Annotated in this window: 14 protein-coding genes; 5 read left to right on the forward strand and 9 right to left on the reverse strand. The window is 63.5% G+C overall.

The window, feature by feature from the left end:
* Positions 1-28: 28 nt before the first annotated feature.
* Positions 29-769, reverse strand: coding sequence for an ATP-binding cassette domain-containing protein (locus NKH54_RS17085; protein WP_023696206.1), 741 nt, complete (start codon positions 767-769; stop codon positions 29-31).
* Between the two features lie 466 nt (positions 770-1,235).
* Between NKH54_RS17085 and NKH54_RS17090 the strand changes: the two genes are divergently transcribed.
* On the forward strand, positions 1,236-2,225 hold the full coding sequence (locus tag NKH54_RS17090) for a sugar-binding protein (RefSeq protein ID WP_353028592.1): 990 nt from the start codon (positions 1,236-1,238) through the stop codon (positions 2,223-2,225).
* A gap of 180 nt (positions 2,226-2,405) precedes the next feature.
* Positions 2,406-3,188 (forward strand): FadR/GntR family transcriptional regulator, encoded by a 783-nt coding sequence (locus NKH54_RS17095; protein ID WP_353028593.1) that lies wholly within the window; start codon positions 2,406-2,408, stop codon positions 3,186-3,188.
* Positions 3,189-3,206: 18 nt separating this feature from the next.
* Here NKH54_RS17095 and NKH54_RS17100 read toward each other — a convergent pair whose 3' ends face one another.
* A complete protein-coding gene (locus tag NKH54_RS17100) occupies positions 3,207-4,145 on the reverse strand; it encodes an NAD(P)-dependent oxidoreductase (protein ID WP_353028594.1) in 939 nt (312 codons plus the stop codon).
* Positions 4,146-4,262: 117 nt separating this feature from the next.
* On the opposite strand from NKH54_RS17100, the gene NKH54_RS17105 reads away from it, so the two are divergent.
* Together NKH54_RS17105 and NKH54_RS17110 are read left to right on the forward strand one after the other, a co-directional pair.
* On the forward strand, positions 4,263-5,153 hold the full coding sequence (locus NKH54_RS17105) for an NAD-dependent epimerase/dehydratase family protein (protein WP_352653022.1): 891 nt from the start codon (positions 4,263-4,265) through the stop codon (positions 5,151-5,153).
* Positions 5,154-5,271: 118 nt separating this feature from the next.
* Positions 5,272-6,048 carry a FadR/GntR family transcriptional regulator gene (locus tag NKH54_RS17110; protein WP_023725423.1) on the forward strand — a complete coding sequence of 259 codons (777 nt, stop codon included), beginning with the start codon at positions 5,272-5,274 and terminating at the stop codon, positions 6,046-6,048.
* Between the two features lie 149 nt (positions 6,049-6,197).
* Here NKH54_RS17110 and NKH54_RS17115 read toward each other — a convergent pair whose 3' ends face one another.
* The 6 genes from NKH54_RS17115 to NKH54_RS17140 all read right to left on the reverse strand — a co-directional run bounded on the left by NKH54_RS17115 (position 6,198) and on the right by NKH54_RS17140 (position 11,747).
* Positions 6,198-7,304 (reverse strand): Gfo/Idh/MocA family protein, encoded by a 1,107-nt coding sequence (locus NKH54_RS17115; protein WP_023673056.1) that lies wholly within the window; start codon positions 7,302-7,304, stop codon positions 6,198-6,200.
* Positions 7,305-7,337: 33 nt separating this feature from the next.
* Complete coding sequence (locus tag NKH54_RS17120) at positions 7,338-8,174, reverse strand: ATP-binding cassette domain-containing protein (RefSeq protein ID WP_023712088.1); 837 nt, start codon at positions 8,172-8,174, stop codon at positions 7,338-7,340.
* On the reverse strand, positions 8,171-9,286 hold the full coding sequence (locus NKH54_RS17125) for an ABC transporter permease (protein WP_023687958.1): 1,116 nt from the start codon (positions 9,284-9,286) through the stop codon (positions 8,171-8,173). The genes NKH54_RS17120 and NKH54_RS17125 overlap by 4 nt, the downstream gene beginning before the upstream one ends.
* A 157-nt stretch (positions 9,287-9,443) precedes the next feature.
* On the reverse strand, positions 9,444-10,412 hold the full coding sequence (locus tag NKH54_RS17130; protein ID WP_023687959.1) for a rhizopine catabolism ABC transporter substrate-binding protein: 969 nt from the start codon (positions 10,410-10,412) through the stop codon (positions 9,444-9,446).
* A 62-nt stretch (positions 10,413-10,474) separates the two neighbouring features.
* Positions 10,475-11,386, reverse strand: coding sequence for a polysaccharide deacetylase family protein (locus NKH54_RS17135; RefSeq protein WP_023752956.1), 912 nt, complete (start codon positions 11,384-11,386; stop codon positions 10,475-10,477).
* On the reverse strand, positions 11,361-11,747 hold the full coding sequence (locus NKH54_RS17140) for a hypothetical protein (protein WP_031194894.1): 387 nt from the start codon (positions 11,745-11,747) through the stop codon (positions 11,361-11,363). The genes NKH54_RS17135 and NKH54_RS17140 overlap by 26 nt, the downstream gene beginning before the upstream one ends.
* Between NKH54_RS17140 and NKH54_RS17145 the strand changes: the two genes are divergently transcribed.
* Positions 11,746-12,990 carry a DegT/DnrJ/EryC1/StrS family aminotransferase gene (locus NKH54_RS17145; RefSeq protein WP_023752957.1) on the forward strand — a complete coding sequence of 415 codons (1,245 nt, stop codon included), beginning with the start codon at positions 11,746-11,748 and terminating at the stop codon, positions 12,988-12,990. The two genes, NKH54_RS17140 and NKH54_RS17145, sit on opposite strands and share 2 nt — an antisense overlap.
* A gap of 21 nt (positions 12,991-13,011) precedes the next feature.
* Here the strand turns inward: NKH54_RS17145 and mocR are convergent, their stop codons facing one another.
* A complete protein-coding gene (gene mocR, locus NKH54_RS17150; RefSeq protein ID WP_023829210.1) occupies positions 13,012-14,478 on the reverse strand; it encodes a rhizopine catabolism transcriptional regulator MocR in 1,467 nt (488 codons plus the stop codon).
* Between the last annotated feature and the right edge of the window lies 1 nt (position 14,479).

Below are 14,479 nucleotides of genomic sequence, written 5' to 3' on the forward strand. Positions count from 1 at the left end.
GTGCTGTGCGTGGTGAAATTCGCTGAGATCAAACCTGTTCGATGGCGCCGGTGATCAGCCCGGTGACTTCCTCGGGCGAACTTGACGCAATCGTCTTGTCGGCGACCTTGCGGCCGCGCCGCATGACGATGACGCGGTCGGCGACGGTGAACACGTCAGGCATGCGGTGGCTGATCAGCACCACTGCGATACCCTGGTCGCGCAAATGGCGGATCAGGTTCAGCACTTCGGCGACCTGGCGCACCGAGATCGCGGCCGTCGGTTCGTCCATCAACACGATCTTGGCCTGCGACAGCATGGTGCGCGCGATCGCTACCGCCTGACGCTGGCCGCCCGACATCTGCTTGACCAGGTCGCGCGGACGGGTCTCGGACTTCAACTCGGCGAAGAGCTGGCCGGCGCGCTTGTACATGGCGGCATAGTCGAGGATGCGTAAAGGGCCGACGCCGCGGCGCAATTCACGGCCGAGATAGACATTGGCGGCAGCGGTCAGATTGTTGCACAGCGCCAGGTCCTGGTGGACGATCTCGATGCCGTGCTGGCGAGCTTCCGCCGGCTTGTGCAGGATCAACTCCTTGCCGTCCATGCGCATGACGCCATGGCTGGGGCGGAAATTGCCGGCGATCATCTTGACCAGCGTCGACTTGCCGGCGCCGTTGTCGCCCATCAGGCCGACCACCTGTCCGGGCTCGATCGACAGCGATACGTCGTTGACCGCCTGGATGGCGCCGAAATGCCTCGAGATATTGGTGAGTTCGAGAACCGCCACCAGTCTTTGCCTCCCCGTGTTTTGCGACCCGCTGCTGTTCCCGGCGTGAATGCCGGCGCTGCTTTGGCCCCGCTCTCCCCATCTCCTCCCGGAAACAGCGTCAGCGTTCTTTTACGCAAAAGCCGGCGCTCGTCAATCAATTGTCGGACGAATTGAAGCCTTGGTTATCCAAAAATCCGTTTTGTAGGACAAATAGCATTGACGTTGGCCGCAAGCCGATATTAGCTAAGCGTCGGAGGAGATTATGCCGATGCCGCTGGCGATTAGCCGGGCGGAATCGGCAGAGGTTTATCGGTCGAGGTTGCGGCGCCACCCATGTGTTGAGCCGGGCCAATGCCGCATCTGGAAATGCTTATCGATCTGTCTTGGCGACACGAGTGCTCGTGAAACGAACCTCGGTCATCAAGCATCCGGTCGATCTGTGTGGCGGGCACGCCGTGTCCGTCTGTTTCAAGGGAGGACTGACATGAGGAAAACACTTTTGCTCGCCGCCGTCGCCGCCATGGCGCTGGGCGCCGGGCCGGCTTTGGCCAAGAAACAGCTCGTCATCGTGGTGAAGGGTCTCGACAATCCATTCTTCGAAGCCATCCACCAGGGTTGCGAGAAATGGAACAAGGAAAATGCCAGCTCGGAATATGAATGCTTCTACACCGGCCCGGCGTCGACCTCCGACGAGGCCGGCGAGGCGCAGATCGTTCAGGACATGCTGAGCAAGGCCGACACGGTGGCAATGGCGATTTCGCCATCCAACGCGCCGCTGATCGCTCAGACGATCAAGACCGCCAATCCGACGATCCCGATCATGACGCTCGACGCCGATCTCAGCAAGGAAGATGCCGCGCTGCGCAAGACCTATCTCGGCACCGACAATTATTTGATGGGTCACAAGATCGGCGAGTACATCAAGAAGGGCAAGCCGAACGGCGGCACGATCTGTACCATCGAAGGCAATCCCGCGGCCGACAACATCCTGCGCCGCGCGCAGGGCATGCGTGACGCGCTGTCGGGCAAGGAAGGCCTGGCGGCACTTGCCGGCGAAGGCGGCTGGACCGAAGTCGCCGGTTGCCCGGTGTTCACCAATGACGACGGCGCCAAGGGCGTGCAGGCGATGACCGACATCCTCGCCGCCAATCCCAAGCTCGACGCCTTCGGCATCATGGGCGGCTGGCCGCTGTTTGGCGCACCGCAGCCCTATCGTGACCTGTTCGGGCCGCTCAAGGACCGGATCGCCAGCAACGACTTCGTCATTGGCGCCGCCGATACGATCGGCGATGAAGTGGCGATCGCCCGTGACGGCCTTGTGACCGCTCTGGTCGGCCAGCGGCCGTTCGAAATGGGCTACAAGGCACCATCGGTGATGATCGATCTGGTCGAAGGCAAGCCCGTCGCCGATCCGGTGTTCACCGGCCTCGACGAATGCACCAAGGACACGGTCGACATCTGCATCCAGAAGTAGGTTCTCGATTTCGGGGCGCCCTTTGACGGGCGTCCCGTCTCTTCCCGAACGGACGCAACGGTTGGGGCAGCAGGCTCCGGCTTTGACGCGTCTGTAGTTTGGATTTTTCGGCAACGAGATCGGCGCGCCGTGCAGGTTCGGACCAGTCCGGACGCAGACGGCCGACGCATTGGAACGTGAATGCCGGACGAGAAATCAAAGAAGCGAGCCGAGCGGGCCAAGGCACAAGCCAGCCGCGGTCCGGCTGTCATGCGCAGGGCCGGTGCCGCGCATTTTCCGGGAGCGAGCGTCCATGTCTCGCTGGCCGGTGAGATCGGCCTCAGAATCGTGCGTGGCGACTATCCGCCCGGCACCATTCTGCCCAACGAGGCCAAATGGGCCGAGACCTTCGATGTCAGTCGTTCGGCGGTGCGCGAAGCCATCAAGATGCTGATGGCCAAAAGCCTGCTGGCTTCACGGCCCAAGATCGGCAGTTGGGTCGAGCCCAGGGAACGCTGGAACTTGCTCGACCGCGATGTGCTGGCCTGGTACGCGACCGGGCCGGACCGGGAGGCCTTCCTGCGCACGGTGCAGGAGTTCCGTCATATCATCGAGCCGGAAGCGTCGGCCTTTGCCGCGACGCGGCGCAACGACGAGCAGATGGCCGAGATCAGCCAGGCCTGTCGTGAGATGGGCGAGGCTCTGAACCTGCAGGAGCGTATCCGCGCCGATACGCGTTTTCACCTCGCCATATTGCGCGCCTCGGGCAACGATCTGCTGGTGCCACTTGGCGTTCTGATCGAGTCGGCGCTCGATCATCTCTTTGTCTTCGTCACACGCGAGACCAGCGATCAGCGGCGGGCGCAGGCGCTGCATGAGGCGATCGAGAAGAACATCCGCCTGCAGCGCCCTGCGGCCGCGCGCAATGCGGTGCACAAACTGCTCGCCAACACCGACGATGTTATCGGCCGGTCGAGGCGCTGACACAGGCTTTTCGCCACCTCAAATCGTCTGCTTCTTGCCATCCTTGCTGGGCATCAGGTCGACGCCGTTGACCTTGCCGATATATGTCGCCAGCATCGGCACGAATTGCTCGGCCGGGCCAGTGGTATGGGCACCGGCGAAGGAGTTCTTGGTGGCGTTGCCGAGCGGGTTGGCGATGCCGGCCGCACCCGCCATCGATTCCAGATAGGTCAGGTCCTTGAAGGCGTTGGCGATGGTGAATTTATGCGCGTCGCGGTCGCCCTCCAGCGTCCAGCGCATGAAGGTCTGGTAGAAGCCGCAATCCATGCGGCCGTTGCGGATGACGCTGTCGAAACGCGGTGGCGAGATGCCGACCTTTTCGGCCAGCGCCAGCGCCTCGGAATAGATCGCGGCATAGCCCAGCGAGATGAAGTTGTTGAGCAGCTTCATGCGGTGGCCGTCACCGGTATCGCCAATATGGACGATGCGCCCGGCCCAGGTCTCGATGACCGGCTTCACACGGGCAAACAGCGCGTCGGGCGCGCCGACCATGGCGTCGAGCGTGCCTTCCCAGGCTTCCTTCGGGGTGCGGCTGAGCGGTGCATCGACGAAGTCGACGCCGATCTCCTTCAGTTCCGCCGCCAGCGCCACGGTCGAGACCGGATCGGCGGTCGAGCAGTCGACGACGACCGAACCCTTCTTCAAGCCCTCCTTGAGGCCGCCGGGGCCGCGGATGATGGCTTCCACTTCGCGCGAGCCGGTGACGCAGATGAAGACGATGTCGGACGCCGCCGCCACGTCGCGCGAAGTCGCCGCCTCCTTGGCGCCCCGGCCAATCAGGTCCTCCGCCGGCTTGCGGTTCTTGCGGCCGAGGAAGGTCAGGCCATAGCCCTTGTCGACGATGTTCTTGGCAATGCCGTGCCCCATCAGGCCAAGGCCGATAAAGCCGATCTTTTCGCTCGCGGCGGTCGTGGTCATGTCTTGAAGTCCTGTTGCGATGATTGATAGTGGGCGCCGCCGTCTGGCGGGCGAGGGTGGTTGCGGAATGCCATATTGTCTGACAATACACGGAAATCCTAGGCATTGGAGACGAAAATGACGAAGCGGATCATGTTCACCGGCGGCAGCGGCAAGGCCGGTCGCCATGTCGTGCAATATCTGGTCGAACAGGGCTGCCAGGTGCTCAACATCGACACTAAGCCGCTCGACAATCCCAAGGTGCGCACGCTGATCACCGACATCACCGACAGCGGTCAGGTGTTCAACGCGCTGTCGAGCTATATGGGCCTGCATGAATTCGACCCGTCGCTGCGGCCGCAGCCGGTCGATGCCGTGGTGCATTTCGCCGCGATACCGCGCATCATGATCACGACCGACAATGAGGTGTTCCGCATCAATGCGATGGGCACCTACAACGTCATCGAGGCGGCGGTGAAGCTTGGCATCCCCAAGGTGGTGATCGCGTCCAGCGAGACCACCTACGGCGTGGTGTTCGCCAATGAACCGCGCGACCCCAAATATTTTCCCCTCGATGAAGAATACGACGTCGATCCGATGGACAGCTATGCTCTGTCCAAGGTCGTCAACGAGCACACGGCGCGCGCCTTTGCGCAGCGCAACGGCACCGATATCTATGCGTTGCGCATCGGCAACGTCATCGAGCCGCACGAATATTCGCTGTTTCCGAAGTGGTTTGCCGATCCGGGCTTTCGCAAGCGCATCGCCTGGAGCTATGTCGACGCGCGCGATCTCGGCCAGATCGCGCTGCGCGCCGTTGAAACGGACGGGCTCGGCTTCCAGGTGTTCAACGCCGCCAATGACGACACCTCGTCCGACCTGCCGACAGCGGAACTGTTGAAGCGGTTTTATCCCGACGTGCCGGTCAAGACGAAGCTCGGCGAATATGAAACGCTGCTTTCCAACCGCAAGGCCAGGGACATGCTCGGCTTCCGTCCCGAGCACAGCTGGCGCAAATACGTCAAATAGGACTGGCAAATTGGGCTTTGGGGCAAGGTTGTAACCTGATCTGTGCACAGGCGCAGGCTTTGCCGTCTGCGCCCGGCACTCTGCTTGACAGCTTTCGAAATCCGGACTTTGTGGACGCATGAGGGACGGAAAGCCGAATAAGGGAACGAAGCCTGAAAAGGGGGCATCCGCCGAGCGCCCGGCGGCCCTTCGCCGGGCTGACGCGACCCGGATGCCCGGCACCAGCGTGCATGCGTCACTGGCCAGCGAAATCGGGCTTCGGATCGTGCGCGGCGACTATCCGCCGGGCACCATCCTGCCCAATGAAGCCAAATGGTCCGAAACCTTCAACGTCAGCCGCTCGGCGGTGCGTGAGGCGATCAAGATGCTGATGGCCAAAAGCCTTCTGGCATCGCGCCCCAAGATCGGCAGCTGGGTGGAGCCCAGGGAGCGCTGGAACCTGCTCGATCGCGATGTGCTCGCCTGGTACGCGACCGCGCCCGACCGTGAGGTGTTCCTGAAGACGGTGCAGGAATTCCGCCATATCATCGAGCCGGAAGCGACTGCCTTCGCCGCCATGCGACGCACCGAAGAGCAGATGGCCGAGATCAGCCAGGCCTGCCGCGAGATGGGCGAGGCGCCGAGCCTGCAGGAGCGCACGCGCGCCGATACGCGTTTCCATCTGGCCATCCTGCGCGCCTCCGGCAACGATCTGCTGGTGCCGCTCGGCGTGCTGATCGAATCCGCCTTCGATCATCTGTTCACCTATACGACGCGCGAACTCGACGATCTGCAGCATGCACAGCAACTGCACGAGGCGATCGAGAAGGCCATCCGCCTGCAGCGGCCGGAGGCGGCCCGCAACGCGGTGCGCAAGCTGCTCGCCAATACCGACGGCGTCATCAACACCCGGTAGGATATGCTGATATTCAGGTGAGGCCGGCCTGCAAACGCCGGCTTTCTGCGCTTCCGGTGCTCACTTACTTAAGTACGCTCCGCTCCGGTTCTCGAAATCCAACGTTTTCGGCGCGGCCTGACCTGAATCTCAACACATCCTGCGAGCGCTCAGCCGGCCTGCGAAGTGGCCAGGTGCTGCCTGGTCAGCGCGACCAGCAGCGCCTGGTCGCGGGCGGCGTGCTCGGGGCGGTTGACCACCTCGTCGCCATTGACGATCGCACCCCAGAAGCCGCGCAGTTCCTCGACGAAGGCTTCGCCGTAGCCGGCACGCAGATCCCTTGTCGACAGTGTGTGGCCGTCCGAGGTCTTCACAGTCAGCCGGGTCGGATGATGGTTGAGCCAGGGCGAGGGGAATTCGAGCTCAAGGCTGGCATCGTCGAAGAAGAGCGTGATGCGTTCCTTGTAGTCGGCGAGCTTCGGCACGGTGAGATGCGTCATCGTCCACAGCGCCTGGCCGTCGAGCAGTTTTACCGCGCCCTGGCCGCCATCGCCATTGGCGAAGATCTGCGCGCCGACAACCTCGCCCTCCGGCACGCTGAGCGCGTCGAGCAGGCCGTGCACGGCATTCACATCGTGAATCAAGGCGGAGCTGTAAGCGCCGGTAAACCCACGGAAAGCCAGATCGGTCATGGGCTGGCCGATGGCGCGCTCGACCTGTTGTTTCTGCCTGGCTTGCGCGGCGGCAATCAGCTCCTCGGGAATGTCGTTGCCGCGCTTGTAGCGCTGGTGGGCGATGAACGGCCAGGCATCGGGATCGTTGACCTCGACCGAGACGGACCGCAACGTCTTTGCCGTGCCGGGCAGCGAGGCCAGCGCCAGCCGGTAGCTCGGATCGAAGCGCTTCATATAGCCGACCTGCATGACCTTGCCGGCCTTGTCGCGCGCGGCGATGATCTCGGCGATTTCCGCCGGGGAATAGCAGAGCGGCTTTTCGCAGAAGACATGCAGGCCGCGCCCGAGTGCGGCCAGTACCTGCTCGTGATGCAGCGGGTCGGGCGAGCCGATGACGACGGCGTCGAGCTTCTGGCCGAACAGTTGCTCCGGCGTTTCGAAATTGGCGATGCCGTGAATTTCGCTGACATATTCCCGCGAAATCCTTGACGGGTCGGCAACGCCGACCAGTTCGAACAGGTCGCCGAGCCGCAACAGGTTTGGAATATGCTCGACCTGCGAAATCATGCCGGCGCCGATGACGCCGACGCGTATCCTGCTCATGCTGTTAATACTCTCTGCAAAAGTGTTCCAGGCTCAGGGTGCGGCGGCCGGCCGGTTGCCGATCTGCGCCAACAGCCCGGCAATCTCAGCTTCCACCGCCTTCAAATCCTCGCCGCCCGACATGATGGAAATCACCTCGTCGCGCGAGATCTCGGACTTGGCGTATGTACCGCGATTGCGGCCGCGGTTGAGCAGCGTGAAAGTGTCACCGACAGGGTAGGCGTGGTGGATGTTGTGGCTGATGAAGATCACGGCCAGGCCGCGCATGCGCGCCTCGATGATGAATTTCAGCACCATCGCCGCCTGATGCACGCCGAGCGCCGAGGTCGGTTCGTCCAAAATCAGCACCTTGGCGCCGAAATGCACGGCGCGTGCGATCGCCACCGACTGGCGCTCGCCGCCCGACAGCGTGCCGACGGCCTGCGTCGGGTCGCGCACGTCGATGCCGATATCGGCCATCGCCTGGCGGGCAATTGTGTTGGCGCGCTCCTTGTCGAAGCGCGAGAAGGGCAGGCGGCTTCTGGTCGGCTCGCGGCCGAGGAAGAAGTTGCGCGTGATCGACATCAGCGAGATCATGCCGAGGTCCTGGAAGACCGTCGCGACGCCGAGGTCCTGCGCGTCGCGCGGGCTGCGGAACGTGACGGGCTTGCCGTCGACGAAAATCTCGCCCTTGGTCGGCCGGTGCACGCCCGACAGAACCTTGATCAGCGTCGACTTGCCGGCGCCGTTGTCGCCCAGCAAGCAGTGCACCTCGCCGGGATAGACCTTGATGTCGATATCCTGCAGCGCGCGCACCGAGCCGAAATTGACCGATACACCACGCAATTCCATGGCTGGCTGGATGGCCGGGGATGGGTTTGGATAGGTCATTTGCCACCTCCGCGTCCGAGCGCCTTGAGGCGGATGTAGTTGTTGACGAGCACGGCCATCAAGATGACGATGCCGAGGAAGACCTTGAACCAGTCGGTGTCGATGCCGGTGTAGAAGATGCCCATCTGCACCAGGCCGAAGATCAGCGCGCCGAACAGCACGCCATAGACGGTGCCGTAGCCGCCGGTGAGCAGCACGCCGCCGATGACCGCGGCGATGATCGCCTCGAATTCCTTGAGCAGGCCGCGCGTGGTGTCGGCGGAGCCGGCCTCCATCACCTGGATGGTGGCAAGCAAGGTCGCGGCACAGGCGGTGTAGATGAACAGCGCGATCTTAACCCGGTCGACCGGCACGCCGACATTGCGGGCGGCATTGAGGTCGCCGCCGGTGGCGAAGATCCAGTTGCCGTATTTGGTCTGGGTCAAGACATAGCCGGCAAGCGCTGTCAGTCCGAGCCACCAGACGATCGACATCGGAATGCCGACGACGAAGGGAATGCCGTCGGTGCGGGTGGCGATCCAACCTTGCGTGCCCATCCATTGGAAGAAGCCAGTCAGGAGATGGCCGTTGAACAGGCCCGCGGTTGCCGGGTCCGGCGCGCCGTCGAGGATGTAGGGGATCTGCGTGCGGCCGGTGACGGCGCGGGTGATGCCGATCGACAGGCCGCGCAGGATGTAGAGCGACGCCAGCGTCACGATGAAGGAGGGCAGGCGGGTCTTCACAACGATCAGGCCGTTGACGTAGCCGGTGAGGATGGCGACAGCGAAGGCGCAGGCGATGCCGCCCCACAGCGGCAAGCCCCAATATTTCACCGTCAGTCCGATGACGACGCCGGCGAAGCCGACCATCGAGCCGACGGAGAGATCGAACTCGCCGGCGATGATGAGAAGGGCTGCGGCCGTGGCGATGATGCCGAGTTCGGCTGCCAGCGTCAGGAAGGTCATCGACCCCTGTAGCGAATAGAGGTTCGACGCACCCGGCAGCAGGGCGAAGATGATGACGGTGGCGATGAGGCCGCCGGCGGCACCGGCTTCGGGCCGGCGCAGCCATTGCGTCAGCCGGCCGGTGCTGGCCAGCCGCTCGTCAGTGCCGGCAGCCCGTTTCGACGTCATGCCGAAACGGTCCTTGCCCAGTACCCCGGGGGCCGGCGCTTCTGGAGGTATCGCCTTGTCTTCCACAACAGCCATTAGGCTCCCCAATCGCTCACTTCGCAATCTCGACCAGAGACGGGGAGCGCATGGCGGCTCCCCGATCCGTTTTGGTCTTGCCTTAGCGGATGCCGTCCTTGGCGAGCGCCAGGATCGCCTTGGCCTTATCGGGCGAGTCGATGAACAGCGGACCGGTGTAGGCGTTGTTCTGCGGCCAGAAGCCATGTGTGGCATGCTCGACCAGATAGATCACCGGCAGGTATCCCATCAGATATTGCTGGGCGTCCATGCCGAAGCCCATTTCGCCGGCGACGACGGAATCCAGGACTTCGGGGCTGATGTCGAAGGTGTAGAGCTTGATCTTGCCGAACAATTCCTTCTGCCGGAAGAACGGGATCAGCGGATTGGCGGCAGTGGCGCCGAGCGCGAAGACGGCCTGGGTGTCGGGATGCGCCGACAGATAGGCCTCGGTGCGGCGCTGGATGTCGGCCGGATCGGGCGACACGGTAAGCACTTCGGTGCCGCCGCCTGACGGCTTCAGCCCATCATTCAACCCCTGGCAGCGCTGGTCGAGGCTGACATTGCCGACCTCGTGGTTGATGCAGACGACTTTGAGCGTGCCTTCCTTGGCCAGCCGCTCGCCGGCCTTCTTGCCGGAATCATATTCGGAGACTGTGCCGACGTAGAGAGAGGTGCCGAGTTCGGCGCCTTCCTTCTCGCCGGAATCCAGGACGACCATCGGAATATTGGCGGCAAGGCCGGCCTTGACCGATTTACCAAGCGCATTGGCGTCGGCAATGGAGACGGCGATGCCGTCTGGATTGGTGGCGATGGCCGCGTCGAGCAGGCGGGCCTGCTCGACCACGTCGAACACTTGCGGCGCATAATATTCGACCTTGGCGCCGGTCAGCGCCGCCGCATCGTCGACGCCGCGCTTGACCACCGACCAGTAGGGATCGGAGGCCGAGCCATGCACCACGAAGGTGATGCGGACATCCTTGGGATCCTTCAGGCCGGCCGCTTGCACGACGCCCGCCAGCATACTCATCGAGACAAGCGCGCCGAGCGCCAGTTTCAGAACAGTCTTCATGTCATTCTCCCATTGTCGTTGCAGTTCCAATTCCCTCTTTGCGCCTCGGCCGACGGATCGGCTTACGGCGCTGACCGGGTGGCCGCTTTGCGGGCCTTTGCCGGTGTCGATGCCCCGAGCCGTGCACGAAGCTCCTCGCGCAGCGGCTTCATGCCGATGATGTCGATGTCCTGCGCGCCGAGCCAGTCGCGGAAAGCCTGGTCGCGGAAGAGTTCGTATTCCTCGGTGCGGATATAGGCGGAGCGCGGCTCGATGAGTTCCAACTCGCCCGGCGCGTTGAAGTGCAGGCAAAAGAAGGTCAGGCCTTCGCGCACCCCTTCGACCAATGCCCTGTAGGCGGGCCCTATCGGCTTGGAGCGTGGACGGCCCCAGGTCGTCTGAATGGCGGCGTCGAAGATGACAAAGCCCTTGGCCCGGGCTTCAGTGACGCCGCGCTGGAACGCCGCTTCGGTGACGCCAACCAGATTGTCGTTGGGCGAATAGGCCGACAGCGTTTTGGTCAACAGCACCGGCAAGCGATATTCCAGGCCGAGCTTGATGTAGACGTCGCAAAACTCGGGCGACAGCGCTGCCCCCATATGGGCGTCAAGATGAGTGACGTCGATGCCGGCGCGGTAGGCGGTGTCGATCTGGGCGCGAAGCTCGGTTTCCACCGCTTGCGGTGCTGCCTTGCGGCGGGTGGTCGCGACATCGGGCCAGAAATAGCCGAACTCGTCCGTCAGGCCGGCCGCGCGCGACGGCGACGTCAGCGGCCGCCATTTGTAGTGCTGCTTTTCGCTGTTCAGCGTCAGGTGGACGCCGAGATCGAGCCGGGGATCGGCGGCTGCCGCTTCGGCCATCTCAGGGAACCATGGGCACGGCACCATCACGGCGCCGGAGCTGCAGGCGCCCAGTGCGGTCAGTTCGAGGAAGGCGCTGTTGGCGCCATGGCACATGCCGACATCGTCTTCATGCAGGACGAGCTGTCGCGTCATGGACGGCCACCGTCTTGCCGGCCACCATCTTGCCGGCCACCATCTTGCCGGCACCCCGGTTTCGAGGGTCTTCCAAAGTGTGTCCCGTGCTGCATGGAACCGACCGTTTGCCCAACTGGACGCGATGGAACGCCCAATGCGGGCTTTCCGACAGGGCCACTTCAGCGAATTCGGATGGGTACGATTTTTCCGCGGGCCTGCATTCTGGAATGTCGATTTCATTCGATATGCCCACAGTCGGCGCTAAACGCCGCTCCGACGTGAGCAGGATGGCTTGGTCCGATCGCAGCGGAGTGGTTCTTTCAAACAGCGGCCGCAGGCGTACTGCTTTCATACCATCAGCGATGTGGAGACTTGCCATGTACACTGCCGGCGAAGAAGAGATCGAAGCCATTGCCAGGGTGATCCGCTCGGGTGCGCTGTTTCGCTATGGCGAGAACAGCGAGTGCAACCGCTTCGAGGCCCGCTATGCCAGGCATCTCGGCGTCGAGCATTTTGCGCTGGCCGCCAGCGGCACCTATGGGCTCGCCGCCGGCCTGATCGGCCTCGGCATCGGCCCGGGCGATGAGGTGCTGGTGCCGGCGCACACCTATATGGCGACCGCCACAGCAGTGCTGTCGGTCGGCGCCATTCCGGTCATTGTCGATATCGACGAGAGCCTGACCATCGACCCGGCCGCTCTGCGCGACGCCGTCGGCCCGGGCACCAAGGCGGTCATCCCGGTACATATGTGGGGTGCGGCCTGCAACATGAACGCCATCATGGACATCGCTAAAAAACGCGGTCTGCTCGTGCTGGAAGATGTCTGCCAGGGCATTGGCGGCGGCTATGAGGGCAAGAAGCTCGGCTCCATCGGCCATGCCGGCGCCTACTCCTTCAACTACTTCAAGAACATCACGTCGGGCGAGGGCGGCGGCATCGCCACCAGCGATCCGAAAGTGGCCGAGCGCGCGCGCTGCGCCATCGACCCCTGCCACTTCTACTGGCAGGGCCGCAGCGACAGCATCAAGCCGTTCGCCGGCATCGGCGCGCGCGCCTCGGAATTGATGGGTGCAATGCTCAATGTCCAGCTCGACCGTCTCGACGGCATCATCGAGGCGATGCGGGCGGAGAAGAAGAAGGTGCTGGCCGGCACGCGCCATCTCGGCAATCTCGGTCTGACGCCGTCGCCGATGAACAGCCCCGACGACGATTGCGCGGCGCAGGTGATGTATCTGCTGCCCAGCGAACAGGCGGCGCAGACTTTTTCGAAGACCATTCCGAGCGTCATTGCCGGCAAGACCGGCCGCCACAATTTCACTCAGTGGGACCAGGTGCTGATGCATGAGGGCGCGCATCATCCGGCGCTCAATCCGTACACGCTGCCGGAAAACAAGGGCCTGCGGCTGACCTATGCCGACGATCTCGGCAAGGGTTCTCTCGACATCCTCAACCGCACGGTGATGATCGCGACGAATCCGGCGCATGGCGACGCCGACATCGACGACATGGTCCATAACATCGATGCGGCGGCCCGTGTGGCGCTGGAGAATGCCTCGCTGGACGATGTCGAGGTGCGCAAGGCAGCGCCCGTCGATCTGCAGAAATTCGATAGTGTGAATTGAAGCGCTCAGCGCTGGATCGGCCTATTGCCGGTCCAGCCGCATGAAGGCAGCGCGCAACGCCAGCACCGCGCGCAGGATCTGGCGTTCGTCCATCGCGGCATAGCCGAGCAGCAGGCCGTGTTCCGGCTCGCTCGAATGGTAGTTGATCGAGATGCCCTGCACGTCGAGGCCCTCCTTGACGGCGGCGGCGACGACGTCGCTGTCCTTGTAGGGTCGGATAAAACTGGCCAGCAGCTGCATGCCGGAATCGTTCTCGGTCACAGTCAGCCATTCGGCCAGATGCTCCTGGCACAGCTTGACGAAATTGGCTTGCCGGCGCGCATAAAGGCGGCGCATGCGTTTCAGATGCGTGGCGAAATAGCCTTGCGTGATGAAGTCGTTGACCGTCGCCTGCAGGATCAGCGGCGCGAACTGGCCGGTGATCGAGACGGCGCGGTCGAAGGGGACCGACAGTTCGCGCGGCACGATGAGATAGCCGATGCGGAGCGCCGGGATCAGCGTCTTGCCGAAGGAGCCGATATAGACGACCCGGTCGGCGTGATCGAGGCCGCGCAGCGCCGGTACCGGCCGGCCACGGTACCGGTACTCGCCGTCATAATCATCCTCGACGATCCAGGCGCCGTGGCGCTCGGCAATGTCGAGCAGTTGCAGCCGCTCCTCGATGCGCATGATGGTGCCGAACGGCCACTGGCAGGATGGCGTCACATAGATCAGCCGCGGCGGCGGCAGCTCTGGGTCTGCGAGATGCCAACCGTGGCGATCGACCTTCAAGGGCGCGAGCTGCGCGCCGCTGGCGAGAAAGGCGCTCTTGGCGCCGAGATAGCCGGGCTCCTCCATCCAGACATGGTCGCCTTCGTCCATCAGCACGCGCGAAGCGAGGTCGAGTGCTGCCTGCGCGCCGGTGACGATGATGACCTGGTCGGCGGTGCAGTTGATGCCGCGCGACAGGCTGATGGTCGACGCAATGGCCTGGCGCAGACCGGGATGGCCGGCAAAGGAGATATAGCCGAGCAAGTTCTCGTCGCGGCTGCGTGCGTTGCGCACCAGAAGGCTCGACCAGATGGTGAAGGGGAAGGACGCGGTTTCCGGCACGCCGGGATGGAAGTTGATGACACCGGCATTGCGCGGCGGCTGCGGGCCGTTGACGATGGTCTGACCGCGCCGCGAGAGCTTTTGCGGAGCGGCAAGCCCGGCGCGCAGCGCGGCCGGCGGGCGTTTCTGCTGGATCGGCGCCACCCAGGTGCCGGACCCGGCGCGCGCCTCTATAAACCCTTCGGCGAGCAGCTGGTCGTAGGCGGCGATCACCGTGTTTCGGCCGACCTTGAGATCCTCGGCCAGCGAGCGTGTCGATGGTAGCAGCGTGTTCTGCTGGATCTGGCCGTCGAGGATGAAGCGCCGCAGGGCGCCATAGATCTGTCGGTGCATCGGTTCGTCCGAGCCGCGGTCGACCGACATGATGTCGAGGGAAAGGCGCATGTGGTCGGCCAAG

It is taken from the genome of Mesorhizobium sp. M1004, assembly GCF_040318795.1.
GTDB lineage: Bacteria > Pseudomonadota > Alphaproteobacteria > Rhizobiales > Rhizobiaceae > Mesorhizobium.